The sequence below is a fragment of the Microbacterium sp. PRF11 genome, assembly GCF_031844085.1.
Lineage (GTDB): Bacteria > Actinomycetota > Actinomycetes > Actinomycetales > Microbacteriaceae > Microbacterium.
The window spans coordinates 577,163-601,993 of sequence record NZ_JAUZUP010000001.1 but is presented as its reverse complement, the minus strand read 5'-3'; the positions used below and the strand labels follow the sequence as shown (position 1 = coordinate 601,993).

The 24,831-nt window shown below is 67.8% G+C and carries 30 protein-coding genes; 15 read left to right on the top strand and 15 right to left on the bottom strand.

The genetic code is table 11. The features are described 5' to 3' along the window. Window position 1 precedes the first annotated feature (1 nt). Together Q9R20_RS02825 and Q9R20_RS02820 are read right to left on the bottom strand one after the other, a co-directional pair. Complete coding sequence (locus tag Q9R20_RS02825; RefSeq protein ID WP_311247911.1) at window positions 2-382, bottom strand: hypothetical protein; 381 nt, start codon at window positions 380-382, stop codon at window positions 2-4. Beyond that, on the bottom strand, window positions 379-807 hold the full coding sequence (locus tag Q9R20_RS02820; protein ID WP_311247910.1) for a hypothetical protein: 429 nt from the start codon (window positions 805-807) through the stop codon (window positions 379-381). Before Q9R20_RS02820 ends, Q9R20_RS02825 begins: the two co-directional genes overlap by 4 nt. Before the next feature lie 490 nt (window positions 808-1,297). Between Q9R20_RS02820 and Q9R20_RS02815 the strand changes: the two genes are divergently transcribed. The 4 genes from Q9R20_RS02815 (at window position 1,298) to Q9R20_RS02800 (ending at window position 5,639) form a co-directional block, all read left to right on the top strand. Further along, a complete protein-coding gene (locus Q9R20_RS02815) occupies window positions 1,298-2,401 on the top strand; it encodes an ImmA/IrrE family metallo-endopeptidase (protein WP_311247909.1) in 1,104 nt (367 codons plus the stop codon). A gap of 141 nt (window positions 2,402-2,542) precedes the next feature. Next, window positions 2,543-3,625: a hypothetical protein gene (locus Q9R20_RS02810; protein WP_311247908.1), complete on the top strand. Its 1,083-nt coding sequence runs from the start codon at window positions 2,543-2,545 to the stop codon at window positions 3,623-3,625. 304 nt (window positions 3,626-3,929) lie between these two features. After that, window positions 3,930-4,787, top strand: a complete 858-nt coding sequence (locus Q9R20_RS02805; RefSeq protein WP_311248396.1) for an alpha/beta fold hydrolase — start codon at window positions 3,930-3,932, stop codon at window positions 4,785-4,787. Window positions 4,788-4,829: 42 nt separating this feature from the next. Then, window positions 4,830-5,639 carry a hypothetical protein gene (locus Q9R20_RS02800; RefSeq protein ID WP_311247907.1) on the top strand — a complete coding sequence of 270 codons (810 nt, stop codon included), beginning with the start codon at window positions 4,830-4,832 and terminating at the stop codon, window positions 5,637-5,639. Window positions 5,640-5,868: 229 nt separating this feature from the next. Here Q9R20_RS02800 and Q9R20_RS02795 read toward each other — a convergent pair whose 3' ends face one another. The 3 genes from Q9R20_RS02795 to Q9R20_RS02785 form a co-directional block, all read right to left on the bottom strand. Beyond that, complete coding sequence (locus tag Q9R20_RS02795; RefSeq protein WP_311247906.1) at window positions 5,869-6,507, bottom strand: hypothetical protein; 639 nt, start codon at window positions 6,505-6,507, stop codon at window positions 5,869-5,871. Then, entirely contained in the window at window positions 6,500-6,922 is a 423-nt protein-coding gene (locus tag Q9R20_RS02790) for a Rid family hydrolase (RefSeq protein WP_311247905.1), read from the bottom strand. The genes Q9R20_RS02795 and Q9R20_RS02790 overlap by 8 nt, the downstream gene beginning before the upstream one ends. Before the next feature lie 65 nt (window positions 6,923-6,987). Further along, the gene (locus Q9R20_RS02785; protein WP_311247904.1) at window positions 6,988-7,368 is read right to left on the bottom strand and encodes a nuclear transport factor 2 family protein; all 381 of its coding nucleotides are present in this window, start codon (window positions 7,366-7,368) and stop codon (window positions 6,988-6,990) included. A 303-nt stretch (window positions 7,369-7,671) separates the two neighbouring features. Here Q9R20_RS02785 and Q9R20_RS02780 point away from each other — a divergent pair, with 303 nt between their 5' ends. The 5 genes from Q9R20_RS02780 to Q9R20_RS02760 all read left to right on the top strand — a co-directional run bounded on the left by Q9R20_RS02780 (window position 7,672) and on the right by Q9R20_RS02760 (window position 14,133). Then, on the top strand, window positions 7,672-9,177 hold the full coding sequence (locus tag Q9R20_RS02780) for an AMP-binding protein (protein WP_311247903.1): 1,506 nt from the start codon (window positions 7,672-7,674) through the stop codon (window positions 9,175-9,177). A gap of 39 nt (window positions 9,178-9,216) precedes the next feature. Then, complete coding sequence (locus Q9R20_RS02775) at window positions 9,217-11,046, top strand: DUF3556 domain-containing protein (RefSeq protein WP_311247902.1); 1,830 nt, start codon at window positions 9,217-9,219, stop codon at window positions 11,044-11,046. After that, window positions 11,043-12,488, top strand: coding sequence for an NAD(P)/FAD-dependent oxidoreductase (locus Q9R20_RS02770; protein WP_311247901.1), 1,446 nt, complete (start codon window positions 11,043-11,045; stop codon window positions 12,486-12,488). Before Q9R20_RS02775 ends, Q9R20_RS02770 begins: the two co-directional genes overlap by 4 nt. Next, window positions 12,485-13,774: a helix-turn-helix domain-containing protein gene (locus Q9R20_RS02765; protein WP_311247900.1), complete on the top strand. Its 1,290-nt coding sequence runs from the start codon at window positions 12,485-12,487 to the stop codon at window positions 13,772-13,774. The genes Q9R20_RS02770 and Q9R20_RS02765 overlap by 4 nt, the downstream gene beginning before the upstream one ends. Before the next feature lie 101 nt (window positions 13,775-13,875). Beyond that, on the top strand, window positions 13,876-14,133 hold the full coding sequence (locus Q9R20_RS02760; protein WP_311247899.1) for a nuclease: 258 nt from the start codon (window positions 13,876-13,878) through the stop codon (window positions 14,131-14,133). Between the two features lie 47 nt (window positions 14,134-14,180). Here the strand turns inward: Q9R20_RS02760 and Q9R20_RS02755 are convergent, their stop codons facing one another. After that, entirely contained in the window at window positions 14,181-14,573 is a 393-nt protein-coding gene (locus tag Q9R20_RS02755; RefSeq protein ID WP_311247898.1) for an aldehyde dehydrogenase, read from the bottom strand. 304 nt (window positions 14,574-14,877) lie between these two features. Here Q9R20_RS02755 and Q9R20_RS02750 point away from each other — a divergent pair, with 304 nt between their 5' ends. Continuing rightward, window positions 14,878-15,630, top strand: coding sequence for a hypothetical protein (locus Q9R20_RS02750; protein WP_311247897.1), 753 nt, complete (start codon window positions 14,878-14,880; stop codon window positions 15,628-15,630). On the opposite strand, the gene Q9R20_RS02745 is transcribed toward Q9R20_RS02750, so the two are convergent. The 6 genes from Q9R20_RS02745 to Q9R20_RS02720 form a co-directional block, all read right to left on the bottom strand. Next, window positions 15,623-15,832 (bottom strand): DUF1653 domain-containing protein, encoded by a 210-nt coding sequence (locus Q9R20_RS02745; RefSeq protein ID WP_311247896.1) that lies wholly within the window; start codon window positions 15,830-15,832, stop codon window positions 15,623-15,625. The two genes, Q9R20_RS02750 and Q9R20_RS02745, sit on opposite strands and share 8 nt — an antisense overlap. An 81-nt stretch (window positions 15,833-15,913) precedes the next feature. Further along, entirely contained in the window at window positions 15,914-16,354 is a 441-nt protein-coding gene (locus Q9R20_RS02740; RefSeq protein WP_311247895.1) for a hypothetical protein, read from the bottom strand. Between the two features lie 710 nt (window positions 16,355-17,064). Then, complete coding sequence (locus Q9R20_RS02735) at window positions 17,065-17,352, bottom strand: WXG100 family type VII secretion target (RefSeq protein WP_311248395.1); 288 nt, start codon at window positions 17,350-17,352, stop codon at window positions 17,065-17,067. Next, on the bottom strand, window positions 17,352-17,819 hold the full coding sequence (locus Q9R20_RS02730) for a hypothetical protein (protein ID WP_311247894.1): 468 nt from the start codon (window positions 17,817-17,819) through the stop codon (window positions 17,352-17,354). Before Q9R20_RS02730 ends, Q9R20_RS02735 begins: the two co-directional genes overlap by 1 nt. Further along, window positions 17,819-19,090 (bottom strand): putative T7SS-secreted protein, encoded by a 1,272-nt coding sequence (locus Q9R20_RS02725; protein ID WP_396653652.1) that lies wholly within the window; start codon window positions 19,088-19,090, stop codon window positions 17,819-17,821. Before Q9R20_RS02725 ends, Q9R20_RS02730 begins: the two co-directional genes overlap by 1 nt. After that, on the bottom strand, window positions 19,078-19,368 hold the full coding sequence (locus Q9R20_RS02720; protein WP_311247892.1) for a type VII secretion target: 291 nt from the start codon (window positions 19,366-19,368) through the stop codon (window positions 19,078-19,080). Before Q9R20_RS02720 ends, Q9R20_RS02725 begins: the two co-directional genes overlap by 13 nt. Window positions 19,369-19,550: 182 nt before the next feature. Here Q9R20_RS02720 and Q9R20_RS02715 point away from each other — a divergent pair, with 182 nt between their 5' ends. The 3 genes from Q9R20_RS02715 to Q9R20_RS02705 all read left to right on the top strand — a co-directional run bounded on the left by Q9R20_RS02715 (window position 19,551) and on the right by Q9R20_RS02705 (window position 21,655). Continuing rightward, entirely contained in the window at window positions 19,551-20,042 is a 492-nt protein-coding gene (locus Q9R20_RS02715; RefSeq protein ID WP_311247891.1) for a DUF6153 family protein, read from the top strand. A 79-nt stretch (window positions 20,043-20,121) separates the two neighbouring features. Beyond that, window positions 20,122-20,733, top strand: coding sequence for a DUF305 domain-containing protein (locus Q9R20_RS02710; protein ID WP_311247890.1), 612 nt, complete (start codon window positions 20,122-20,124; stop codon window positions 20,731-20,733). Window positions 20,734-20,857: 124 nt separating this feature from the next. Continuing rightward, complete coding sequence (locus tag Q9R20_RS02705; RefSeq protein ID WP_311247889.1) at window positions 20,858-21,655, top strand: alpha/beta hydrolase; 798 nt, start codon at window positions 20,858-20,860, stop codon at window positions 21,653-21,655. Here Q9R20_RS02705 and Q9R20_RS02700 read toward each other — a convergent pair. The 3 genes from Q9R20_RS02700 to Q9R20_RS02690 all read right to left on the bottom strand — a co-directional run bounded on the left by Q9R20_RS02700 (window position 21,579) and on the right by Q9R20_RS02690 (window position 23,689). Next, window positions 21,579-22,403 (bottom strand): ADP/ATP-dependent (S)-NAD(P)H-hydrate dehydratase, encoded by an 825-nt coding sequence (locus Q9R20_RS02700; RefSeq protein WP_311247888.1) that lies wholly within the window; start codon window positions 22,401-22,403, stop codon window positions 21,579-21,581. The two genes, Q9R20_RS02705 and Q9R20_RS02700, sit on opposite strands and share 77 nt — an antisense overlap. Continuing rightward, entirely contained in the window at window positions 22,396-23,112 is a 717-nt protein-coding gene (locus tag Q9R20_RS02695; RefSeq protein WP_311247887.1) for a histidine phosphatase family protein, read from the bottom strand. Before Q9R20_RS02695 ends, Q9R20_RS02700 begins: the two co-directional genes overlap by 8 nt. A gap of 76 nt (window positions 23,113-23,188) precedes the next feature. Further along, window positions 23,189-23,689 carry a small multidrug efflux protein gene (locus Q9R20_RS02690; RefSeq protein WP_311247886.1) on the bottom strand — a complete coding sequence of 167 codons (501 nt, stop codon included), beginning with the start codon at window positions 23,687-23,689 and terminating at the stop codon, window positions 23,189-23,191. A 226-nt stretch (window positions 23,690-23,915) separates the two neighbouring features. On the opposite strand from Q9R20_RS02690, the gene Q9R20_RS02685 reads away from it, so the two are divergent. Together Q9R20_RS02685 and Q9R20_RS02680 are read left to right on the top strand one after the other, a co-directional pair. Next, window positions 23,916-24,215: a hypothetical protein gene (locus Q9R20_RS02685; RefSeq protein ID WP_295835223.1), complete on the top strand. Its 300-nt coding sequence runs from the start codon at window positions 23,916-23,918 to the stop codon at window positions 24,213-24,215. Between the two features lie 41 nt (window positions 24,216-24,256). Next, window positions 24,257-24,829 carry a GNAT family protein gene (locus Q9R20_RS02680; protein WP_311247885.1) on the top strand — a complete coding sequence of 191 codons (573 nt, stop codon included), beginning with the start codon at window positions 24,257-24,259 and terminating at the stop codon, window positions 24,827-24,829. Window positions 24,830-24,831: the final 2 nt, after the last annotated feature.

Below are 24,831 nucleotides of genomic sequence, written 5' to 3'. Positions count from 1 at the left end.
GTCAGGCCGCTCCGGGGATAGCGATTGAGACGAAGCCTCGGACGTGGCTCAGCCATGCACGGGCCGGGTGGATCGAAGTGTCGGTGTAGCTGTAGTCCCGTGAGTGCCTCTTGTATCCGGGTGCGCAGTCCGCGTCGTCCATGTTGGTCTCTGCGAACTGGATTGACGCTGGCAGGTGGATCCAGTGAGGCGGGACGGCCGGCCAGCTCTGGACTTCGGAGATGCTGACGCCGGTCGTGATGGTCTGACCTGCGAGACTTCCTCCGAATGCGACGATGTCGTAGAGGATGCGGGGGCCGTCGGCGCGCGCCGGGGCGCCCGCGGCAGTCATGTCAGCGATGAACTGCCGGGACGCCTCGGACAGCGGCTGCACCTCAGTCATGCGACACCTCCGACGTGCTTGACGGTGACGAATTCGTCGCCGTCGGTGATGGTCACGATCTCGTCGGCGCGGAACGAGGTAGGACTTCCCACGCGAGCGAGGTCGAAGGTGGCGGGGTCGAGGCCGGCGAGGCGCAGCAGCGCGGATGCGGCCTGGTCGTCGTCGTAGGTGCGGAAGGCCTCACCGTCGATCGTGAACCGGAGGTTCTGGCGGGTGACGAAACGGTCTCCGTCATCGAGGTTGATGATCTGGTTGTCCTTGACCCGCTCCTCGACACCGTTCTTCTTCACCACGAAGAGGTCGTAGGTTTTCGGGTCCTTTCCAGCGAGCCGCAGCAGGGATGCGGCTTCCTGGTCGGAGTCGTGAGTCTTGTAGGTCTTGCCGTTGATGGTGATCTGCAGGTGGGTGGGGGCAGTGGGGGTCATGACGACCCTCCTTCCTAAGTGAGGATTGAGTAGCGTGTTGCCCCTTCGTCCGGCTGGACTCGGGTAGCATGTACCTGTCGGGTAAACCCCATCATACACGACTTCCCGTTTACCTATGAGGTAAAGCTTGCTCATCGCCTGGATCAGCCCCCGCCTGGAGGGTTACTGCACCTCTGGTGCGCGCCTCCGTTCGGTCGCCGGCGACCAGACCGAGGCAGCCGAGGATCTCCTCTACCTCGTCACGCAAGCACCGCAACTGGGTAGCCTCGCGGCATTCCGTAGCATTCGTATGGACGTGCAGGCGGGGACGCTAGCCCTTTCGATCGAGGAGGTTGACATGCACGCACGCCCACTCAGCCCCGCGGGAGTTCCGCGCTCCGTCAGCAATCGAGCCTCGCTGCTCGACCACGCAACTACCGACGCGCTGCTCATACGAGACCTCCACATCCGTGGAGAATCCATCCTTCGGCGCACGAGCTGACCGGAAACCATGACTTCCTACGTTGCTCAAGACCCCAGCTTCGACTTCGCCCCGCGACCCGGGCGCATCCTTCAGCGCGAGCTAGACGAACGCTCCATCAGCCAAGCTCAGCTAGCCGCACGCACCGGATTGAGTACCAAACACATCAATCTCGTCATCAAGGGGACCGCGCCACTCTCCCCGGATTTCGCCGTGATGCTTGAGCAAGTTCTCGGCACCCCCGCGGAAATGTGGTCTCGACTGGACGCCTCATACCAGACCCACGAAGCGCGCGAACACAAGAGGAGAGGTCTCGCAGACTTCGCCGACTGGGCCGACAGCTTCCCTCGCCGAGTTCTGGTCGAGCGCGGCGTCATCAACCAGTCCGACACAGGGGCGGAGGTCGCAGATAAACTGCTCCGATTCTTCGGCGTCGTGTCTAAGAAGGCTTTCGAGAAGACCTGGCTCGAGCCGCAAGCGTCCTACAAGCGAAGCCAGCTGTTCAAGATCGATGGGAACCTCACCGCCTTATGGTTGCGCCTGTCAGAGGTGCATGCCGCCGACCAAATCAGTAGCGCACCTCCGTTCGACTCAACGAAGCTGCGCCTCGCGGCGGAGGCAATTCCTCAGCTGACCCAGCGACCGATCAGTACCGCGTTCCCCGAGGCGCAAAGACTGCTGCTTGACGCAGGAGTCATTCTCGTCTTCGTGCCAGAAGTACCCGATACACGGATAAGCGGCGTTTCTCGCTGGATTAACGGGACACCCCTGATTGCGGTCACGAGTCGCCACAGATCGCTTGACGGATTGTGGTTCACCATCTTGCACGAGATCGCGCATGTTCTTTTTCATCCCAAGAGGAGCACCTTTGTAGACCACGGAATGAAGGCTGATGATGACGCCGACTCCCAGGAGGCGGTCGCAAACAAGTTCGCTGCGACACATCTAATCCCACCCGCTTTTGATGCAGCCCTTGAAGCCGCTACGACGACGGCTCACATTCGTGCCATTGCGGACGAGCTCGAGGTGTCACCAAGCGTCGTCGCCGGACAGTGGGCCTTCAGGCACCAAAGTTGGGGTGGACCCATCGCGAAGCTTCGCGAGAAGGTCGATCTGGCCGAGGCGCTCGACTGACCGCCGTTCATCTATCGGGCTCCGAATGCCGCGCGCGATACGAGATGAGTGCCGTCCACCCGTGTCAGGTCCGTCAGCCTTATGGCCCGCGCGCAATCGCAACCCGACAGCTTCTTCCCTCACGGACGAAAGGCTCTGAGCATGACGCCCCCGAGTGCGCACCCTGACGCCGAACCGAAGCAGCGATTTCGCTGGGGCCTGGCAATCACGATTGCCCTCGTCGGAGTCGGTGTCACCGTTCTTGGGTCTCTGCTTTTCGGAGAGGAAGATCCCGATGCGTATTGGGCGTCGGCCATCGTCAACCTCGGGACGACGATATTCCTCGCCTCCAGTCTGGTCTGGGTGGAGCGCGTCCTCGTCAACAGAGTGCGGGTTACAACGCGAAAGGTCGCGACAGACGCGGCGGATGAAGCAGCTACGCGCGCAGCAAAGGCGGCAACCGAGCAGACGGTCGAAGCCCTCATGCCTCGACTCGACGACCTGGACCAACGTCTGCGCGACAGGCAGAACAGCGTTGCTGACGAAGTGGCTACGCGTGCTGCCAAGGTGGGCGAGTCCGGTTCATTCGAGAATCTCCATTCCGCTTTGAGTGACGCCGATGCGCTCAACGCTCTGGCGCGTCCTCGTCAAGGGGAGGATGCCTGGTCCACGCGGGGCGTCGAGGTCATCGTCCCGGCTGGCGACGGGCTTTCTGCGCCGCGAATTGTGACCACCCTCGTGCCCGATGGTCCAGGCCGCACGCGCACACTCACCCTCAGCTACGAGAACGCAGGTCGAGCGCATCGGAGGGCAATGGCGACGTGGGTGGAAGGAGAGTCCCCAGAAGACGTGTTTGTGAAGCTTCAAGAAGCCATGATCGCCGAAGGGCTTGGCTCGCGATCTCGAGAACTTTCCGTCCGAGTCTTTTTCGAGAATCTCGCGGGCGTCGTGGGCGACGCGATCCTGGCCAGGAGGGCGGCAGACGGAGCGTGGCTGAGCGGTAGCCCAGTAATCGAACTTGTCTCGAACGGTCTGGCGATCACAACCGAGGGAGTCGACGCACGCGGTGTCGACGGACATGCCGCTGAACGTGCTCAATTCGGGAGTTACGACTCAAGAGTCGTGAGCAACATCGTGGGATATCGGGTATCGCACGATCCACCCGATGGCGTCACGAACGAAGCGTGGCTTTCGGCGCTGGGACGCGCCACCGGTCACTACGTGCACCAGAGCACGAGATGGTGAGGGATTCAGCTCGACCGTGGTAGGGGGCTGGGTCAGCGGACTACAGTGATCGCGTCATCCGACATGAGGAAGGCTGTGTCGGACCTTAATTCGCTAGTTCCTCCACACGAACCCGCCGATGACGCCCTCGCGTTCGCCGGCGGGCTCACTCTGAACGCCGTCCCGGTAGTCGGACCGATGGCGTCGCGGGTTTTGGATCACGCCCTCGCCGCGCGGGATAACGAGCGCCGGCATGCATTCGACCGAGCGGTCGTACACGAGTTGACACGTATTGCAGAAGAATTGACCGGACAACTCAGCGTCGCTGACCCACGGCTGGCCGGGGAGCGTCGCCGAGTTCGTCGACGTCATCGACGAGCTCGCCGAACCTCAAGATGGCGAGACCCCGGCGTTCCACGTCGTCGTGCCGTCGCTGCCGGGGTACGGCTACTCCGACAAGCCCGCCGAAGAGGGGTGGGGTACGGAACGCATCGCGGCCGCGTGGGTTCAGCTCATGCGCCGACTTGGGTACGACCGCTTCCTCGCCCACGGGGGCGACTGGGGTGGGCCGATCACCATCGCGCTCGGTGATCGGTTTCCGGCGCAGGTCATCGGCATCCACACGACAACCCCGATCGCACCGCCCGGGCTCAGCTTCGACGTGCTCGACGAGACCGAACGCCAATGGGTCGAGCACACCCGCGCCTTCGAGAGGAACCGTCTCGCGTACGCGAAGGTCATGGCGACCTCGCCGCAGACGATCGGCTACTCCTTGGTCGATTCGCCCGTCGGGCTGCTCGCGTGGATCCTCGAGAAGTTCTTCGAGTGGAGTGACACGGTCGACTCACCGTTCGAGACCATCTCGCGCGACCGTTTCCTCGACAACGTGACCCTGTACTGGCTCACCGCGACCGGGGCGTCGGCCGCGCGGATCTCCCTCGAGAGTCACCAGTCGCTCGACCCCTGCCTGCGGGTGACGGTGCCTGCGGCCCTGACGACCTACCCGCACGACATCGAGAAGCATCCGCGGTCCTGGGCGGAGGAACGGTTCCGCCACATCGTGCGGTGGCGGGCGCCTGAGGCGGGTGGCCACTTTCCCGCGTTGGAGATGCCGGGGGAGTTCGTGCGCGATCTGCGGGAGGGGTTGGTGGGGGTGCTGGCGGCGTCCGGCCGGATACTTTAGGCCGCGATCAGCAGGTCGCCACCGTGGGTCTACGCTCGCGACATGTCACAACGTCGCAGCGGCGGAACTCGCACAGGGGGTTGGGTGCCGCCGCGGTTGTGGAGAGCCGTTTTCACCTGGTGGCCGGTGTTCTCGCTCCTCGGTGCGGGGGCAGGGGGAATCCTGCTCGTTCGAATCCTTCTCATCTCGTCGAGCCGTGAATACCGGTTCGGTATCGACATGCCGATCGAAGCAGCTGTTCTGGTCGTCTGGGGCGCGAGCGTGATTGTGCTGATGAATCCTCCACGATCTGTTCTCGCTCGCCAGGCCACGAAACGCCCGCCGCGGGGCCAGGTGTGGTCGTTGGGCCGCAGGTTCCGGATCTGGAACCTTCTCTCGGCGCCCGTCGCGGGGCTGCTTCTCGTGGTGTTGCTTGCGCCACTCGGCGAGGCGGTGAACTCGCAGGGGCTCACATCAGGTACGCCGTCTGCCTTTCTCGTGGTTCCCTTCACTGCGGCGGCTCTCGTCGTCGCTGTGTTTGTCGCCCGAATCGGTTGGTGGGGCGTCGAGCTGAGGGAGGACGTGCTGGTCGCGCGCGGTTTCCTCCGCAGTCGCCGGTTTCTGCGTGATGACATCGAAGCGGTGTGGCCCGGCCGGGTCTCGGGGCTGGGCGGGTGGCTCCTCGGGGTGCTCATGAACAACCAGGGCGACTACTTCGCGTTGAAAATCCAGCGGAGAGGCGAGCGGGCGAAGACGCTGTACGCCTCGCACTCAAGTCACCGTGACGTCCTGTATGCGGCCCAGATCGTTAGACGCTGGGTCGGGTCTTCCGCCGCGACACCTCCTCTGCAATCCATGGCGAAAGACCTGTGACGCGACGGTCGATCGGGTCAGGCCGCCAGCCGATTCCATGAGAACGTGACCCTGTAATGGCTCGCCGCGAGCCGCGCGCCAGAGGCGCGAATCTTCCTCGAGAGTCATCAGTCGCTCGACCCCGACCTGCGGGAGGGTTTGGCGGCCGTGGTCCCGGCGTCACGGTGAGGTGCCATGAGCTCGGCCGTGCCGCTGCCCCCCCCCCCCCCGGACGGCATCCGGCCCGCCCTTAGGAGGAGACGTCCGTCGCGACGACGTCCGAAACCGGACGAGCACGTCGCGCCCGCGCCACGAGCACGAGTACCCCCAGACCGCCGGTGATGCCCACCCAGACGACGAGGAGCCCGGTGGCTATCAGCGCCGTGAGCGGGAAGACGGAGAAGGCGACGTCCACTCCTACCGAGCCGGAGTTAGGGGCCCAGGTCGCTGCCGCGGTGAGAAGGGCGTACGCGAGGGCCGTTGACGTGAGCCAGGCGCCTCGCACCCGGCGGCCACGACGCACCATCGTCGTGGTTCCGCCCACGAGGCCCGCGATGATGGCAACGCTCACCGCCACCAGGACCACCCACGGCATCGCGGAAGCCACGAAGCCGCCCATCACGTCGCGGCAGAAGAATGCCCTGTTATCGCCCCAGCTGGTGCCCGCATGATGGCACTGCGCGCCGAGAAAGGCGATGGAGAAGACGATGGTTGTGCCACTCGCCACGATCGCGCCGAGGCTGAGGATGAGCCAGCCCCAGCCGAAGCCTGAGCGCGGCCATCGCCCCTTTCTCCCATTCCCCACGTTGTCAGTGTGGCATTTCCCGTGGAAGGTGACCGAGTGTTCTCCGGATGCCGAGGCGTCGATGGGTGCGGTGGGGTCAGTCACGCGGACCGGAGTCGACCACCGCAGCCACCGTCTCGATCTCCACAAGCTGGTCGTCGTACCCCAGCACGGTGACGCCGAGGAGCGTACTCGGCACGTCGTGCTCGCCGAACGCCTCACGAACGACCTCCCACGCCGTCACCAGGTCGGCTTGCCGCGTCGAGGCGACGAGGACGCGCGTGCTGATGACGTCCGTGATCCCGGCGCCGGCTTCGCGAAGGGCGATTCTCATGTTCTCGACGCACTTCGCCGCCTGGGCTGCGTAATCGCCGATGCCGGCGGTCGTGCCGTCGAGGTTCAGCGGGCAGGAACCGGCGAGGAAGATCAGCCGCGCCTCAGCGGGAGCGGTGGCGGCGTACGCATACTCCGCGCGGTCGGAGAGAGCGGTCGAACGGAGGAGCGTGACGGCGGTGGGCATGTCCTGACCTTTCGAGGGTGGGCTCAGATGTCGCTGGCCAGCGCTCCCGATCAACAGCACGCGATTCACGGCGCCGGTTGGGCGCTGCCGGCGACGACCTGCCAACGCCCATCGATGATCGACCAATAGCGGAGATAGTTGATCTTTCCCTCGACGCGGTGACCGTCGTTGATCAGCCGTGCGTCGACCAAGGAGTCGATCCGAGCCCTCCCCGCGTGCTCTCGCGTCGATCGATGCAGCTCGACCAACCGCTCGAAACGAACCGCTCCGGTCGAATGGGCGTTGAGGTCGGCTTCGCGGTCGGTCACCGAGCCATCAGGAAGCTCGAATGTCAGACCCTCGAAGAGCACGTTCCGCAGGACATCCGTGTCGCCGCGTCGCATGGCTTCGTGGAGGGCGTCTTTGGCCGCGTCGACGGAGCGCCCCGACGCATCGCGCGTGGTCATGCCCTGAGGCTAGCGCGGGAAGAAATGGCCGGGACGCGCTTTGCGACGGTCCCGATGCGGTTGTGCTCCGTCCACCCCACGACGACGGTCATCCCCCGAGAGCGACAATCCGACGGACCAGGATTTCTACCCACCGACGCACCGTGGCATCCGTGCACCGTGCACACTCCCCGGTGTGAAGTTCGCCACCCGCGCCACTGTGCTGCCCGGCCGACCTTCCTAGCGTGAAGGGAGCGCGAAGACGCGCACCAGAACGCTCGAATCGCGTCCGACGCAGCCGTCGACGCGGGGAGGTGAACGACGATGTCTCTCGACGAACTCGACATGCGCATCACGACACGGCGCCCGGATTCCGGCCTCGACCACCTGCCGTGGCGGAGCCCGTCGGCCGGGACCGCACGGCCCGCCGTGCGCGACGTGACCGAAGAGCTCAGCTACCGCGGCCTCGAACGGCGGGCCGCGGCGTGCGCGGAGCAGTTCGCCGAGCGCGGGATCGGGCGCGGCGACGTCGTGGCGATCATGCTGCCGAACTCCGTCGCGTTCCTCGCCGCCATGCTGGGGGCTTGGCGGGTCGGCGCCGCGGTGACGCCGGTGAACCCCACCTTCACCGAACGCGAGTTGCTCTACCAACTCGACGACTCGGGTGCGCGCCTGCTCGTGACGTCCGGCGCCCCCGCGGTCGAGGTCGAGACGCTGGCGCCGGCGGATCTCGCGCGCATCCCCGACGGATCCATCGACGATCCGCCCATCACCCCCGACACGCTGGCCCTGCTCGTGTACACGAGCGGCTCGACCGGCCAGCCCAAGGGCGTCATGCTCGATCATGCCAACCTCAGCGCGATGGCCGCCTCCCTCCGCCGCCACATCGAGCTCGGACCCGACGATCAGGCACTGCTCGTCCTGCCGCTCTTCCACGTCAACTCGCTCTGCGTGAGCTTCCTCGCCCCCATCAGCGCGGGCGGCAGCGTGTCGATCCTGGAACGTTTCGCCCCGGGCACGTTCCTCGACGCGGTCCAGCGCTTCCGACCCACCTACTTCTCGGCGGTGCCGGCGATCTTCGCGAGACTGGCCGAGGTCCCGAGGGAACAGATTCCGCGCCTGCCCTCGCTGCGCGTGGCGATCTGCGGTGCCGCACCGGCCAGCCCCGAGCTCCTCGCCCTCAGCGAGGAGCGATTCGGCATCCCGATTCTCGAGGGCTACGGCCTCACCGAAGCCACGTGCGCTTCGGCGTGCAACCCCCTGTGGGGCGAGCGCAAGCCGGGCACCGTCGGTCCCGCGCTCCCCGGCCAACAGATCGCCATCCTCGATGACGAGGGCCGTCTCGTGCCCCCCGGCGTGCGGGGGGAGGTCGCGATCCTCAGCCCCACGGTCATGCGCGGGTACCTCGGACGACCGGATGCCACGGCAGAGGTGATGCGCGGAGGATGGCTGCGCACAGGGGACATCGGCATCCTGGACGAAGACGCCTACCTGACGCTGGTGGATCGGGCGAAGGACATGATCATCCGCGGCGGTGAGAACCTCTACCCCAAAGAGATCGAGGGCTTCCTCGCCACGCACCCCGCGGTGCTTGAGGCCGCGGTCATCGGTCGTCCCGACCCCGTGTACGGCGAGGTCCCCATCGCCGATGTCGTGCTGCACCCCGGCGAGACCGTCACCGAGGACGAGCTGCGCACCCATTGCGCCGCAGGCCTCACCAAGATCAAGGTGCCCGCGGAGATCCGTATCGTCGCCGATCTCGCACGCAACCCGGTCGGCAAGGTCGACAAACCGGCGATGCGCCGCGCGCTCGCCGCGACCGCCGCCTGAACCCTCCTGTCCCCTCATCCCGTCACCGAAGGAGTTGTCATGGGATTCAAAACAGCGGACTTCCCGCCCGTCGACACGAGCACATTTCTGCACCAGCCGCTGCGCGAGCGGATCAAGGCTCTGACCCTGCACTGGGTGGAGTACGGCTTCGGATCGCCCCGCATGATCGCCGCGACCTACCTCGTGAAGATCGCCGTGCTGTGGCTCCTCATCGGCAGCATCGTCATCACGGCGACGAGCGGTGTGGGGTGGTTCTGGCAGGTCGACCAGTGGTGGAACCAGCCGATCGTCTACCAGAAGGCGATCATCTGGACCATGCTGCTCGAAGCGATCGGCCTCGCCGGATCGTGGGGGCCGACGGCGGGCAAGTTCAAGCCCATGACCGGCGGCATCCAGTTCTGGGCGCGACCGGGCACGATCCGGCTACGGCCGTGGGCCTGGGTGCCGGGAACGGCCGGTGACACGCGGACCGTGTTCGATGTCGTCGTCTACCTCGGTTTCCTCGCGGCGCTCGCCACGGCGCTCGTGCTCCCCGGCACGGTGACCCCTGCGCTCGCCGCGGCGCTTCCCGAGAACACGAGCGGGTTGGTGCAGACCACCCCCGTGATCGTCGCGATCGCGCTGCTGGTGATCGTGGGCGTGCGCGACAAGACGATCGCGGTCGCTTCGCGCATCGAGCAGTACCTGCCGGCGCTGGTGTTCTTCTCCGTGCTGTCGTTCGTCGACATGATCATCGCGCTGAAGCTGCTCATCGTGGCCGTGTGGGTGTGCGCGGGCATCTCGAAGTTCGGCAGGCACTTCGTCAACGTCATCCCGCCGATGCTCAGCAACACGCCGTTCTGGCCGCCGCGGTGGCTCAAGCGCGCGCTGTACCGCGACTTCCCGCGCGACGTCCGCCCGTCGAAGCTCGCGCACTTCATGGCACACGCGATGGGAACCACGGTCGAGATCGCCGTTCCGCTCGTGCTGCTGTTCTCACAGAACTTCTGGGTCACGCTCGCCGGGGTCGTTCTCATCGTGGGCTTCCACCTCTTCATCTTCTCGACGTTCCCGCTCGCCGTCCCGTTGGAGTGGAACACCCTGTTCTGCTACGCCGCGGTGTTCCTCTTCCTCGGCTTTCCCGCGCAGTCCGGGTACGCGGTCGCCGACTTCTCGAACGGCTGGCTGCTCGCCGCGATCGTGGCGGGCCTGGTGTTCTTCCCCGTGCTCGGCAACCTCCGCCCCGACAAGGTCTCGTTCCTTCCCTCGATGCGCCAATACGCGGGCAACTGGGCGTCGGCGCTGTGGACCTTCACGCCGGGTGCGGAGCAGAAGCTGGATGCCGTCATCCGGCCCACGTCGAACCAGGTCGATCAGCTCGTTCAGCTGGGTTACGCCCCCGAGATCGCCGAGATCACGATGCAGCAGACGCTCGCGTGGCGCTCGATGCACAGCCAGGGTCGCGGACTCTTCTCGGTGCTCTACCGGGCGCTGCCCGACATCGAGACCCGCACGATCCGCGAGGGCGAATTCGCCTGCAACTCGGTGATCGGCTTCAACTTCGGCGACGGCCACCTGCACGGCGAGTCGCTCATCCGTGCCCTGCAGAGCCGCTGCCACTTCGCGCCCGGGGAGTTCGTGGTGGTATGGGTGGAGTCCCAGGCCATCCACGCGGACTTCCAGGAGTACAAGGTGATCGATGCGGCCCGTGGTGTCATCGAGCGGGGAAGATGGCGCGTCGCGGATGCCGTGGCCGCCCAGCCGTGGCTCGCGGACGGCCCCATCCCGCTCGAGCGCTCCTGGCGGGCTGACGCGAAGGCTCCGACGACCGATGTGACGAACAGCGTCCGCACGGTCTCGCGGAGGCGAGGAGAGCGGGTCTCGAAATGACACGCGCGGTGGTCGTCGGCAGCGGTCCCAACGGGCTGGCCGCTGCCGCGACCCTGTCGGCCGCGGGCCTGGACGTGCACGTCGTCGAGGCCGCGGACGAACTCGGGGGAGGGGCGCGCAACAGCGAGCCCCTCCTCGCGGGGCTCATCCAGGACCACTGCGCCGCGGTCCACCCGATGGCGGCCGGCTCGCCGTACTTCGCCGACCTCGACCTGCCGGAATCGCCCTGGGTGCTCCCCGAGATCGACTGCGCCCACCCGCTGGACGACGGCGACGTGGTGTTGCTCCGTCGGTCGATCGTCGAGACCGCGGCCGGCCTCGGCGTCGACGGATGGCGGTGGCGGGCCCTATTCGGCCCCTCGTCGCGCTCGTTCGCGGCGCTGTCGGAAGACATCCTCCGCCCCCTCGTCGGCATCCCTCGCCACCCCCTGCTGCTCGCGCGTTTCGGCGCCGCTGCCGCGCTGCCCCCGGTGTGGATCGCGCGTGCTTTCGCCGAAGAGCGGACACGTGCACTGTTCTTGGGCGTCGCGGCTCACGCGTTCCAACGCCTCGACCAACCGCTGGTCGGCGGAATCGGCGCGGGGATCATCACCGCCGGACACGCTGTGGGGTGGCCCGTCGTCGCCGGCGGAACGGGAACGCTCACGGCAGCCGTCATCTCGCGGCTCCGCGAGCGTGGCGTGACGTTCGAGACCGGCCGCCGCATCCGTTCCCGGCGCGATCTGCCCCCGCACGACGTCGTCATGCTCGATGTGCACCCGCATGCGGTCGCCGAGATCCTCGGGGGCAGCCTGCCCCGTCGCACCGCCGAAGCGTTCCGCCGCTTCCGCCCCGGCCCCGCCGCCTTCAAGGTGGAGTTCGCGGTCGACGGCGGCGTGCCGTGGCGTGCGGTAGACGCCGGCCGCGCAGGCACCGTGCATCTGGCGGGGTCGGCGCGCGAGATCGCGGCCGTTGAACGTGATGTCGCCGAGGGGCGGATGCCGGAACGCCCGTTCGTGCTCGTCGGTCAGCAGCACGTCGCCGACCCGCAGCGCTCGGTCGGCGACACGCAACCGCTGTACGCCTACGCTCACGTGCCCGCCGGATACTCCGGGGACGCCACCGAGGCCCTGGTGTCGCAGATCGAGCGATTCGCCCCGGGATTCCGCGATCGCATCCTGGCGACCCGGGTGATCACCGCGACGGAGTGGAGTCAGCGAAACCCGAACTTCGTCGGGGGAGACATCCTCACCGGCGCCAAGACACCGCTGCAGTTCATGCTCGGTCCCCGGATCTCGGCCCAGCCGTACGATACGGGGGTGCCGGGTTTCTACCTCTGTTCCGCTGCGACGCCGCCGGGGCCGGGAATCCACGGACTGTGCGGCGTGAACGCCGCCCGACGTGCCCTGCGGGGCATCGCGCCCGCCTCCGCGAGACGGACCACGGAGGCGCAGCCCGCGTGACGACGGAATCCGGTTCCGGTGAAGAGCGCACCGCCGACGTCTCCGAGCTCCTCGCGCTCGTCGCGCGGCAGCTCGATCTACGCATGCCCGAGATCGTCCGTGAGATGAGGGACCTGTTGGCATCCCGCATCGACGACCTGGGCGGTGACCCCCAGCTGGTCGAGATGCTGCAGGCGAGCATCGAGGGCAACGTCACGACGATCTGCCACATCCTCGCGAACGGCATCGATCTCGAGAGCCTGCAGCCGACGACGGCCGCCGTCGAGTACGCGGCGCGTCTCGCGCAGCGCGACGTGCCCCTGGCGGCCCTGACGCGCGCCTACTACCTGGGGCAGAGCATGTTCCTGCGGCTAGGGATGGACGAAGCCGAGCGCCTGGGCGTGACCGACCGCGTCAAGATCGACGTCGTCCGCGACATCGCCGACGTCGTCCACCGCTACATCGACTGGATCCTGCAGCTCGTGACCGGCGTGCACGAGCAGGAGCGTCGGCGGTGGTGGAGCACCCGCGCGACGCTCAACGCGAGCATCATCCTCAAAGTGCTGCGCGGAGACTCCCTGCCGATCCGCGGGTTCGTCTCGGAGACCGGGTACACGCTCGCACAGACGCACCTCGGGGTGATGGCCTGGTCCGACGTGGATGCCGAAGACGCGGCGCGCCAGCACGAGATCGACCTCCTGCTGCGCCGACTGGCCACGGCGGTGCACTCGTCCGCCGCGCCTCTCATCACCGTGGTCGATCGATCCACGGCCTGGGCATGGTTCGGCGGGGCTCGGCTCGACGCGGGAGCGCTGGCACGGGTGGAAGAACTCGCGGCGACGGTGCCCGGCGTGCGGATCGCCCTCGGCGAGCCGGGCCACGACGTCGAGGGTTTTCGCCGAACGCACGAGCAGGCCGCGATCGCACGGCTCGTGGCGCTGTCGTCGCCGCGCTACCGGGACCGAGCGGTGGTATCGTACGCCGACCCCCAGGTCGCGCTGGTCCAGCTGCTGACGAAGGATGCCACGGCGACGGCGACGTGGGTGCGCGAGGTTCTGGGCGACTACGCCGGTGCCGGCGAGCAGGCGCGCGTGATGCGCGATACCGTCGCGGCCTACTACGCCGCCGACAAGAACGCGCTGCGCACGGCAGAGCAGCTCGGCGTCCACCGCAATACGGTGCGCCAGCGCGTAGACCGGTTCGAGGCCTCGGTGGGAGCGCGAGGAGTCGATCCCCTGCAGGTGGCGCTCGCCCTGCGGATCTACGACGATCTCTCCCTCGACGGCGGTGATCCACGGCCCACGTGACGGGGACCACCGAGTGTTACGGTTCGCGTCGCGGTCGATCGCCCGAGCTCTCGGCATCCCGTAGCTTCATCACACCAACTCCTCCGAAGGCAGGTGAAGCCATGTCCCGCACGATCTCGTCGACAGTCCACCCGATCCAGCGCTGCATGGCAGCCTCGAACCCTGCCGCGTGGTGGGACGGCCTGGTCATCGACGCCGACGGCTCGACCGCGACGGTCGCACTGCTGAGCGGTCGCACGGTGCAGCTGCGGATCGTCGGCCCGGCCGTCGACATCGCGGTGGGGGAGCCGGTGGCGTACCACCCGGTCGCGGAGCTGCTCAGCGCGTCCGCGATCCTCACGACCGCGCGCGCCGCATAGCCGAGCGGCCGCCGACGAAACGTCAGCGGCCGCGCGAAGTAGAGAACTCAGGCGGACATCGAAGCCATCATGGCCTCGCACTTGGCGACCATGTCGTCGCAGGCCATGGCGCAGTAGCGGCACATCTCGTCCATGTCGGCGTGGGCGCGGCACTCGGCGGCGCAGGCCTTGCCCATGGTCATGCAGGCGGTCATCATGGCGCTCATCACGTCCATGTTCATCCCGGCCGGACGCATCATCATGTGCATCGTCGCCTGAGCCATCTCGACCATGTTCGAGCACATGGCACAGCACGTCGCCATCTCGGGGCCGTGCATCATGTCGCTGCCGGCGCACATCGCCGCGGCCATTGCGCAGGCGTTGAGCGACTGCATGCATTCCTGCATGGCATCCATGTCCATCGACATTTCGCCCATGTCCATCGACTTCATCATGGCCATCGTGTCCATTTGTGCTCCCGTGTTCTCGTCGTATCGAAGGGACCGGATGCCGCGGAGGGACTCCGGCGTGAGGGCGATGCTACGCGCGTGGTGGCGGTGAATGACAGGGCTCAGAGGAAGTTGATTGCTCGACTGCGCATTGATAAGTCAGCCACCTATCTAGGAGAGCGACGTCAGCGGCAGTGCGAGGTTGGTCGCGTACCTCATCCATCCGTTGAGACGTACACATTCCCTGAGTAGCGTCAGGAACGTGCCGCGCGGCGCACGCGCGGCTTGTGCCCGCGCTCGACCGGATGGAAAGCCCATGTCCTACCTCGACTCGATGGCGATCAGGCCCGGCGCCGCTGTGCGCGCTGTCGGAACGCTGGCTCCCGCACGGTCGGGGCATGTCCTGACCGCGTGGATGGAAGGGGTTTATGGCGAGCTGAGTCGCGAACTCGGCGGTGATACCGCGCCTGTGGAGGGTCTCGCGAGCCCGCCACTGGACCAGGTGGTGACGGTGTGCGGCGTCTGGACCGGGGCCGAGATCGTCGATGCGCAGATTTTGGAGGGGCGGGTTGGCGTACGACCTCATCAGTCGCTCGATCCTCATCGTTTCCCAGCGGTTCCCGGCGTCGCTGAGCAACTCGACATCCTGCGCGCTGAGGTACTCGAGGCGTGCGATCCATTGCGCGGCCGCTCCCTCCTTTCCTTCGTGGCCGTTCCCGGCCCTCAGGGCTGGTTCGGACTCGCCGCTGCAACCGACGCCGAGGACGTGCGCGCTCAGCTCAGACCGCTGCTCCACCCGCATTTCCTGGTCACCGAGAGCGCCTGGACGCTCGGGCAAGCGGAAGAGGTGGAGCGCGTCCTCAGCGCAGACCACAACGTGCGGAACTTCGGAATGTTCTGGGACGTGGACGGGCGGTTTCGCGCACACGGTCTGCTGCATCACATGACGCCGGAGCTTGCGGCATCCCTCGATGCTTTCCCCGCAGAGATAGCTCACGTCAGCGCGTGGCTCATGCCGGATGATCCGGATGCCACCGCTCGAGGCAGCGAGGTGGCAAGCGTTACGTGACGCGGCGGAACCGTGGCCCCGAGTATCCGTCACGGTCGACGGTGTCGAGGAACATTGCCACCGGGCGCACCCAGGCCGAGTAGTCGTCGTAGAGCTTGCGGTACGAGACGAATACTTCCTCCGTCTCGGAGTGCCTCGCCGTACCGAAGACCTCGTATCGCTGGCCTTTGAAGTGTTCGTAGATGCCGGGTTCGATGTCCATTTTCAACGTCCTCTCGGGTCTGTCCGTGCTGCTCGAGCGCGCCTGAGCGGCGCGAATGTGACGTGCCGCGTCGACGGGGCGTCACACAGGTTGAGCTGCCGAGAGTCGTCGCCGATGGAGGAGCGCCTGCAGCTCCTCCTCGGCCGCAGGGGAAAGGGGACCTGGTTGGCGAAGCAACTCGCCGAGAGTCGTCCTTCCAATCTCATCGTGAACGGAGAGGCGAGCGAGGTCGAAGCCGTTCGACATGGCGGCGGCGTCACGCATGGCGTCATACAGTGCGCGCTGCTTCCACCGAGCGGAGCCGTTGCCGGCGAAGTCCTTCCGAATGGCCGAGGGGCCGAAGAGCTTCTCGGAACCGGCGCCCGTCCAGAAACCGCCCCCGCTGTGCGAGGCAATCGCTTTCGCCTCGTGCCGTTCGCACTGGCGAACGTAGTCAGCTGCCCACGGCAGAGTTCGTGCCCAGGCGAATTGCAGTGTGAACGCGCGATAGCGATTGAAGTGCTGTTCCTCGTCCAGCTCCACGACGAGTCCATCCAGCGGATGGTCCCATCCTCGGGGCCGGAGAAGTGGGGCCTTCTGGATGCCGCCGAGTGCCTCGTAGCATTCTGTGATCCGGCGAGCAGCGGATGGCGGAAGGCCAGGAAGGCGGGGAACCGGAGGGATCAGCCCATCGTTCGGCGCGAGTCGACGAAAGCCGAGCACCTCTAAGTAAGAGCCGAGCGTCCTCTCGCGGTCCCTTACTGCCATGACGTCCCTCCCGCGGGTCGACTCGACGCATCGATGTCATCATCTCAGTCCCCCGATGGTGCGCCGCCGATTTATCCTGCCCGACGGCACGGGATTCGCTTGATGAGAGAAGAGGGCACTCCGGCAGGGTGGTGCCGACATGATCGGTTCGAGTAATCGAAGAGGAGCACTTCTGACCCGCGATCGTCGGACCATCTCGGTTCCTCTGGTGTCCGCCGACGCGAGAACCCCAGAACGTGGCTCCGGCATACAAGAGTCGAGCCTTCCTCCTGGCTGCCGCCCCGCTCAGCCCGGTGTCAACGCGTTACTTCGAACGCCCACGTGACCGAATTGGAGAACGGCCGCCCTTGATCCTCCGCGAAGTAGCTGGCGGTCACAGTGAACACGCTAGCGGTGGCGTTCGCAGGAAACAGCGGACTGAGATCAACGATGACGTCGTCGCCGTGCGCGACGACGCCACACGCCGCGCCCTCGCCCGGAATGAGTCACGTCCAGAGCGACTGAGCAACCTTCTCCGCAGCGTCGTATCGGCGGGCGCCAGCCGCCGCCAGTTCGGCACACGAACTGAGCAGGTCGTGCATCGCGGCCAGGCTCTGACTCCACTCCCGGTGGGCAGACTCGTAGGCGCGCTGGGCCTCTCCCGTCCAGCCCTCGCGCAGAACGCTTGCCTCCTGTTCGAGAAGGAGGAGATGATCGTGTATCTCCGCGGCCGCGCTTCGCAGGGCTCTCCCGAGGAGGTCGATCCTGTTCGCGTCGAATCGGAGTGGTGCCATCACGACGCTCGCAGATCGAGTTCGCGGAGCACGTAGCCGGCCGGCACTCGACCCGTTTCGTAGTAGGAGATGTAGACGGGGGCTGCTTGAGCGGCGGTGAAGTCTTCGCCGGGGTAGACAAGGACCTCGCGGGCCCCGGCCCATTGGACCGGTACCGACCGTTGACCCCCGTGCGCGGTGCCCGGCCGGCCGATTGCGTATTGACGAGGCGTGCCGTCGTCGCTGATTTCACGGAGCTCGATCGTCATGCGTTCAGCCGTGCCAGCGCTCTGCAGAAAGGCATTGGGGGACATGTCGTTGTCAGGCCATTCTTGGCCTTCCGGGATACGCCAAATTGAGTACCCCCATATCGATTTTCCGTTCATCTTGCTCAGGGTGACCGAGATCTCCTCGTGCGGCTCGAAGAGATCTCCTAAGGCGCCAGATGAACGCCAATTGAGCGTCGACGCGTGCGTCCGTTGAGCCATCAGGCATACCTCACTTTCACAGACACGATGCGGATCAATTTGTCGTACAGTTTTGCCGTTGCGGGGTTATCGGGCGTTACCAGGGAATCGAACAACTCCTGATCGGTCCCCTTGTATCGGCCGGTGCCCGTCTTGACTTCAATCGCTGTGTATGTGCCGTCGGCATTGAGGAACAAGCCATCGTAATAACGCCCGGTAGGGCGTCCGCCGCTGACACGAGCAAGCACCTGCTTGCGCTCGATGGGGCCGCCCAGGATCTCCTCGGCACGATCGAGATCTTCCTGCTCCTTGATCTTCGACTCCTCGTCGAAGCCCGAGAACTTCCCATCGGGACCGCGCGTGTAGTGGCGCTCAAAAATCTCCACCTTTGAGCTCGACGCAGCAAATCCCGCGGCCTGGAGAATGCCCGCGCTTGCGGCGCCGACCCCGGCCACGATGAGGCCCGCGCTGGCGACGTTGACCGGTACTCCGGCCGCGGCGCCGAGTCCGGTGGCATCCAGAGCGATGCCACCCGCTTCGCCCGCCAGGCCGCTCTGAATCATCAGCGCTCCGCCGAGGACCTCGAACAGCAGCTCAGGGTGGTCGACGAACGCCTGGGCGAGGGAGGCCACCGCGTTGCCGGTCGCGCGCAACGCTTCGAGCGCCATCTGGGCCTGCAGGGCCCACGCGACCGAGAAGATGTGGCCCCAGTCGATGTCTCCGCGCAGTTTGCGAGCGGCGTCCTCGCCGGACGTGTCGATGTGTTTCCGAGCGGCGCGCAAGATCTCCTCGGCGGCGGCGCGGGTGGCGATGCCCGGATCGAGACCGATTCGCGGCACGGGGGTGTGAGCAGTTCCCGGCGACGTGATGTCGGTGCGCCCGAGCAGGCCGCGCCCGCGCTGGGACTGCGATGCGCTCGACGCCTCCGCCGATCGGTGCGCCGCTGTCTCGGCGACGCCGCGCTCGTACAGGGCGATCGCCTCGGCCGCCTGCCCTTGGGCGTAGTCCAGATCGGCGGCGAACCGGTCGAGGTGCGACGCGGCGGTGAGAAACGCTTCGGCTGCGGTGTCCCAACCGGGAGTCCACTCGGTGACCTTCACCTCGAACGCATCGGCCGCGGGGCCCGACCAGATGTTCTCGGCGCTCAGCGATCCGAGCGCTTTGCTCACCGCCGCCAGTTCGCGACCCCTCGTACGCCACGAGTCGACGCGCGCGCGGATCGCGTGAATGTCGCCGGGAATGAGCTGTCGCGGATCGCTCGTCTGGCCGAGTTCCGCCATCAACCGCCCCACTCCGGAACCATGTCGCGGGTCGCCCGCAGGGATGCGTCGTCTGCCGCTTCGTAGACCGACGCGGCTTCGCGCAGGTTCTCCGACATCGTCGCCGCGTCGCTGTGCAGCTTCGCGACGGCGTCCATCGACCGCGTCTCGAACGCCTCGATCGCCGAGATGAGACTCGGGTGCCCGACACCCGAGTCAGCCGAGGCGGCGCTCACGGCGCACTGCGGCGCGGCGGCATCGATCTTCGCGGCGAGCTGTCGCAGGGCTTCGGTGTCCACGTCGGTGACCACGGCGGACCTCCTGGGGCGATGGCAAGAGCATGTAAACATGCGTTTTGTGTCCCCATTGTGCGCATACCGGCGACGAAGGGCAAGCCGTGCACTCACCTCGCCAGCAGCCGTTGCCCGGGATTCGCGTGCGGCCCGCCGTCATCCGGCACCGCTTACCCTGGTGCTGTCGGAAGGAGGCGCGCATGTCGCTCATCGCTGTCGCCGCGCACCTCCGTCATCCGCGCAGGCTCCTGCATCTCGTGCTCCTGAGCGTCGTGGTCATCGCCGGTCTACTGGCGATGCACGCCCTGAACGCCCACGGCACGGCCATGGTCCATGGAGTGTCAACCGTGCCCGCCGTGACGGTCTCTCCTGACCCGCCCCACGCGGGCATGACGAGCGCGCACGCCCACGGCGGCGAGTCGACGGCATCCGGGATCGCGTCCATGGCTCGACCGATGTCTTCCGGTGCGTCCGCTCACGACGAGCACGCCCCATCGGGGGAGCGCTCGATGGCCTGGATGACGTGCGTTCTGGCGCTGCTCGTCGCCGTGATCGCCTTCATCGTCCTGGCGGGGGTACGGGCCGAGGGCCCGCGCGGGCTCCGGCCGCAGATGCGGCCGTTCCGCTGGACCGTGGTGGCGCACGCGCTCCCGCCTCCCTCGCTCACCGTTCTCTGCATCCGACGCACGTGACGGCGCGCCGGCCCGCTCCGCGCGGGCAGCGCACCCCGCCCGATGTCCTCGGGCCTCACGACCGACTTTGGAGAACACCATGAAGAACCGTCCTGCGGCGACCGCCGCACTCACCCTGACCGCTCTGCTCCTGCTCGCCGGCTGCAGCGGCGGCGGATCCGACAGCATGCCCGGAATGGATCACGGCGGCGGCGACGCGGCATCCGCCCCCAGCGACGCCGCCGGGGAGGGTACCGCCGCCGAGGCCGACGTCATGTTCACGAGCATGATGATCCCCCACCACCAGCAGGCCGTCGAGATGTCGGACACCCTGCTGGCGAAGGACGGCATCGACGAGCGCGTCACCGCTCTCGCGACGGAGATCAGAGCCGCACAGCAGCCTGAGATCGAGACGATGCAAGGGTGGCTCAGCGACTGGGGAGCAGCCCTCACCGATGGTGACGGCACGCACCACGGCGACGGCATGATGAGCGACGACGACATGCAGGCGCTCGACGACGCCTCCGGCGGCGAAGCCGCCCGGCTCTTCCTGTCGCAGATGATCGAGCACCACCGCGGTGCGGTCGAGATGGCGCAGGACGAGATCGATGACGGCTCGAACGCGGATGCCGCCGCCCTCGCGAAGAGCATCGTCGAGACGCAGACGGCGGAGATCGCCGAGATGGAGCAGCTGCTGGACGAGCTGTCCTGACCGAGCGGCGGGGCGGCGGCGCGAACAGAGCCACGCCCCGCCGTCGTCCCCGGGCGAAGCGGACGCCGCGAGGGCATGGCAACCCCCGAATGCCTTCCCCGTGGCGGCGCCTACGGTGACCGGCGTGACGACCCGGCACCACTCCGTGAGCAACCTCTCGTTCCGTTCCTTCTCGACCCGGCGGCCGGGGGCGACCGTCTACGTGCTCGTCCACGGGATCGGGATGTCGCACCGCTACTTCCGGCGCCTGCACGACGAGCTGGCGACGGATGCCGAGGTGCACACGATCGACCTGCCCGGCTTTGGCGGGGTGCCGACGCCCGGCCGGTCACCTGGCATCCGAGAGATGGCCGGCGCTCTCGCCGGCGTGCTCGACGGGTTGGGGGTGCGGGAGGCCGTGCTGGTCGGGCAGTCGATGGGCTCGCAGTGGGTGGTCGAGCTGGCTCTGCAACGCCCCGATCTCACGCGGGCGGTCGTGGCGCTGGGGGCCGTGGTCGACGACCGACGACGCGGGGCTCTCACCCAGGCCGCGCTGCTCGCGCGGGACTCCGCCCTCGAACCGCCGCGGCTGAACGGCATCGTCGTCAGCGACTACCTGCGCTGCGGGCCGGTCTGGTATGCCCGACAGGCCCGCCACATGTTGCGGTACCCGATCGAGGACCGGGTGGCAGAGCTCGCCGTACCCCTCCTCCTTACCCGCGGCTCGAACGACCCGATCGCCTCGCAGGAGTGGCTGCAGCGCCTCGCCGCGCGCACCACGAACGCAGAGATCGCGGTGATCGAGGGGCACCGCCACCTCGCGCACTTCACTGCGCCGCGCGAGACGGCGGAGCGCCTCCGCGCCTTCAGCTCTCGTGCACGACCGCGGTCAGTTCCGGCAGCAGATCCCGCGCGAGGAACCCCACCCCGACCCGATCGGTGAGGCGGTCGCCGGCGCGCGCGTGCGTCCATCCGCCCCACACGGCCGCGCGTTCGGCATCCATGCCGAGGGCCGCGAAGCCCGTGATGGCGCCCGACAGCACGTCGCCGCTGCCCGCGGTGCCGAGGCCCGAACCGCCCGGTTCGGCCTGCCAGACGCGGCCGTCGGGGTGGGCGACCGTGCCGAAGCAGTGCACCACCGCCGCGTAACGGCGCGCGATCTCGGCGACGTCGGCCGCGCGGTCCTCGTTCAGGTCGCGCTCCAGCAGCAGCTCCGCCTCCTCCTCGTTGGCGTTCAGCAGCAGGTCGGCGGGGAGGAGGTCGCGCTCGAACGCGGGCAGGATGCCGAGCGCGAAAGCGTCGAGGACGAGCCGGCCGATCTCGGCATCGGCGACGGATCGCAGTGCCGCGCGGGTGGCATCCGGGTCGTCGAAGCCGGGACCCAGGAGCACGGCATCCGCCGATTCGAGGGCGGAACGCAGGGCGTCGTCGAGGGGGCCGGACCCGGCGGGGAGGTCGTAGACGCCGGCCTCGGGCATCGCCGGTCCGAGGTGCGGGGCGATCGCGGCGGGGGCGGCGATGCCGACGCGACCCGCGCCGACGCGCAGCGCCGCTTCGGACGACAGCAGCACGGCGCCGGGGGAGCGGGGCGAACCGCCCACGACCACGACCTGGCCGCGGGACTTCTTCGAGCCGCCGGCGTCGGGCAGGCCCCACGCGCGCAGCAGGTCGAGGGTGACCTGTTCAGGCATCGTCTTCTCCGGAGTGCACGGTGACGTCGGCGCCCTCGCTCTCGAGGTGGTCGACCGACGAGAACGTCACGAGACGCCAGCCGTCGTCGTCGCGCACGAGCTCGGTGACCGAGGCGTTGCGCACGGTGTGGCTCGCGGCGAACGCCATCAGCTTCGCCTCGTCGAGGGGGAGCAGCACCGAGAGGATCAGCATGACCACCGCGTCGTGCGCGACGACCACCACGGTCGATGCGGGGCGGTTCAACGCCTCGCCGAGGAACGAGCGCAGCCGCAGGGCGACATCGGCCCACGACTCCCCGCCGGGAGGTCGGTGGTAGTACTTCCCCAGGTGGCGGCGCCGCGCCGCCTCCTCGGGGTGAAGCTCCTCCACACCCTTCCAGGTGAGCAAATCCAGGATGCCGAGCTCCCGGTCGCGGAGGCGCTCGTCGACCAGCGCACCGGATGCCGTCCGCGCGTCGTCGAGCGCGATCGCGAGGGTCTGCAGGGCGCGACGGTAGGGCGACACCCAGTACTCGTCGACGGATCCCTCGACCGAGCGGAGCCAGGTGCCCAGCGCCGCGGCCTGCTCCCGGCCGGTGGGCGAGAGCTCGACGTCGGCGTCGCGGATATCGAGGGCGATCACGGGTGAGCCGTCGCGTTCCGCGCGAGAGGCGGCGACGTTCCCCTCGCTCTCCCCGTGCCGGACGAGCCACAGTCGAGTCACAGACATGGCGGCACCGTAGGTCGATCCGGGTCGGGGGCGAGCGGGCGTTGACAGGACGACGGGGTGCGGGGAAGGGCGCCGGTCACGCCGCGAAGCGGATGACACCGGCGATGATGAGCGTGATCACCGTCGTCCACAGGGCGATCGCGGCGGCCTGCCACGCGATGACGCGTGCCGGCGAGACTCCCGTGGAGGTGAGCGCCGCGGCGGTGAACTGGGTCGGCAGCAGCAGGGGTCCGAGCAGGCTCACCCCGGGCGTCCCGTAGCGGTGGTAGGCCCGCTCGAACTTCTGGCGCCGGGCGGACATCGCCTTCTCGGGGGCGCCGCGGCGGGTGGTGACCGCGGTCCGCACGCGCGAGGCGACGAGCACGACGACCGCGACGCAGACGAGGTTGCCCACCGCCCCGGCGATCGCGGCGACGGCGGGATGGATGCCGCCGATGATGCCGATCGCGGCGGCACCCTCGCCCTCGATGAAGGGCACGGCCCCGGCGAGGGCGACGATGAGCGGTTGCACCAGATCGGGCACGTCGGCGACGAGGCCCTGGAAACCGAGGATGAGGTCCGAGATGGGGTTCGACATTGTTGCCTCCGGGGATCGGGCCGCGGGGTGTTCCGCGGTGATTCCATCCCATCGAGGCCGCCCTCTCTTCGGCAGTGTCGCCGTGTCACGACCGCGCGGGAGGATGCGCGCGTCGACCCGTGACGAATGTCACGGCGGGTGAATTACGGGCCGGGTGCTGTCGTTCCGGGCGTCGACCGGGTAGCGTCGCGACCCCGCAACGGTTGCGGCGGAAGGAGGACACGAGATGCCCACCGCCTTCGCCGGACTCGAGTACCTGTTCTGGGTCGTCATCGGTCTCGGCATCCTGATTCGCCTTTCGGTCGCCCTCTTCCGTCGTCGCGCCGACCGGCGCAAAGACGCCCTGCGATCCGCCCTCGGACCCGTGATGGGCGCCGGTGCCGCGCAGTCGGCGGCCTACGGGTGGACGCCGCCCCGGTCGATGGATGCCGCTGGCCCCGGCCGTTCGACCGAGACGAGCGAGTACTGGGACCGCGCCCCGGGCGACCTCCCTGACCATCACCGAGGCGGCGACGCCGGACGCTGAGAAGAGACGCGTCGCGGCGGGTCGCGGGGCAGGATGGACCCATGCCGCGCCCCCTCCCGCCCTGGCCCGCCACGCCCCCCGCACACGGGGCGATCGTCCTGCGCGAGGTCGGGCTCCGCGACCTCGACATGGTGCGCGAGCTCTCGACCGACCCCTACATCGCCCAGACCGGGACGCTGCAGGCGGATGCCGACGGCGCGCACGCGCGGGCCTGGATCGACCGCCAGAGCGCCCGACGCGACGAAGGCGTCGGCTTCTCATTCGCAATGGCGGATGAGGCCACCGGCGACGCCGTCGGGCACTGCGGTCTCTGGCTCACCGAGCTCGGTCAGGGCCGGGCCACCGCCGGGTACGTGGTCGCCCCCTCCGCCCGCGGCCACGGCTACGCGGCCGACGCGCTCGCCGCGCTGACGGCGTTCGCCGCGACCGTGCCGGGGCTTCATCGCGTGGCGCTGTTCATCGAGCCGTGGAACGCGGCGTCGATCCGCACCGCGGAACGGGCCGGGTACGAACGCGAGGGGCTGCTGCGCAGTTACGTGACCATCGGCGATCAGCGCTGCGACATGCTCGTCTACGCCACGGTTCTCCACAGCGGCGGGAGCGGCCACCCGTGACG

Coding starts and splice junctions, on each gene's coding strand:
- Q9R20_RS02825 (WP_311247911.1), bottom strand. CDS start 382: ATGACTGAGGTGCAGCCGCTGTCCGAGGCGTCCCGGCAGTTCATCGCT.
- Q9R20_RS02820 (WP_311247910.1), bottom strand. CDS start 807: ATGACCCCCACTGCCCCCACCCACCTGCAGATCACCATCAACGGCAAG.
- Q9R20_RS02815 (WP_311247909.1), top strand. CDS start 1,298: ATGACTTCCTACGTTGCTCAAGACCCCAGCTTCGACTTCGCCCCGCGA.
- Q9R20_RS02810 (WP_311247908.1), top strand. CDS start 2,543: ATGACGCCCCCGAGTGCGCACCCTGACGCCGAACCGAAGCAGCGATTT.
- Q9R20_RS02800 (WP_311247907.1), top strand. CDS start 4,830: ATGTCACAACGTCGCAGCGGCGGAACTCGCACAGGGGGTTGGGTGCCG.
- Q9R20_RS02790 (WP_311247905.1), bottom strand. CDS start 6,922: ATGCCCACCGCCGTCACGCTCCTCCGTTCGACCGCTCTCTCCGACCGC.
- Q9R20_RS02785 (WP_311247904.1), bottom strand. CDS start 7,368: ATGACCACGCGCGATGCGTCGGGGCGCTCCGTCGACGCGGCCAAAGAC.
- Q9R20_RS02780 (WP_311247903.1), top strand. CDS start 7,672: ATGTCTCTCGACGAACTCGACATGCGCATCACGACACGGCGCCCGGAT.
- Q9R20_RS02775 (WP_311247902.1), top strand. CDS start 9,217: ATGGGATTCAAAACAGCGGACTTCCCGCCCGTCGACACGAGCACATTT.
- Q9R20_RS02770 (WP_311247901.1), top strand. CDS start 11,043: ATGACACGCGCGGTGGTCGTCGGCAGCGGTCCCAACGGGCTGGCCGCT.
- Q9R20_RS02760 (WP_311247899.1), top strand. CDS start 13,876: ATGTCCCGCACGATCTCGTCGACAGTCCACCCGATCCAGCGCTGCATG.
- Q9R20_RS02755 (WP_311247898.1), bottom strand. CDS start 14,573: ATGGCCATGATGAAGTCGATGGACATGGGCGAAATGTCGATGGACATG.
- Q9R20_RS02750 (WP_311247897.1), top strand. CDS start 14,878: ATGTCCTACCTCGACTCGATGGCGATCAGGCCCGGCGCCGCTGTGCGC.
- Q9R20_RS02745 (WP_311247896.1), bottom strand. CDS start 15,832: ATGGACATCGAACCCGGCATCTACGAACACTTCAAAGGCCAGCGATAC.
- Q9R20_RS02735 (WP_311248395.1), bottom strand. CDS start 17,352: ATGGCACCACTCCGATTCGACGCGAACAGGATCGACCTCCTCGGGAGA.
- Q9R20_RS02730 (WP_311247894.1), bottom strand. CDS start 17,819: ATGGCTCAACGGACGCACGCGTCGACGCTCAATTGGCGTTCATCTGGC.
- Q9R20_RS02715 (WP_311247891.1), top strand. CDS start 19,551: ATGTCGCTCATCGCTGTCGCCGCGCACCTCCGTCATCCGCGCAGGCTC.
- Q9R20_RS02710 (WP_311247890.1), top strand. CDS start 20,122: ATGAAGAACCGTCCTGCGGCGACCGCCGCACTCACCCTGACCGCTCTG.
- Q9R20_RS02700 (WP_311247888.1), bottom strand. CDS start 22,403: ATGCCTGAACAGGTCACCCTCGACCTGCTGCGCGCGTGGGGCCTGCCC.
- Q9R20_RS02695 (WP_311247887.1), bottom strand. CDS start 23,112: ATGTCTGTGACTCGACTGTGGCTCGTCCGGCACGGGGAGAGCGAGGGG.
- Q9R20_RS02690 (WP_311247886.1), bottom strand. CDS start 23,689: ATGTCGAACCCCATCTCGGACCTCATCCTCGGTTTCCAGGGCCTCGTC.
- Q9R20_RS02685 (WP_295835223.1), top strand. CDS start 23,916: ATGCCCACCGCCTTCGCCGGACTCGAGTACCTGTTCTGGGTCGTCATC.
- Q9R20_RS02680 (WP_311247885.1), top strand. CDS start 24,257: ATGCCGCGCCCCCTCCCGCCCTGGCCCGCCACGCCCCCCGCACACGGG.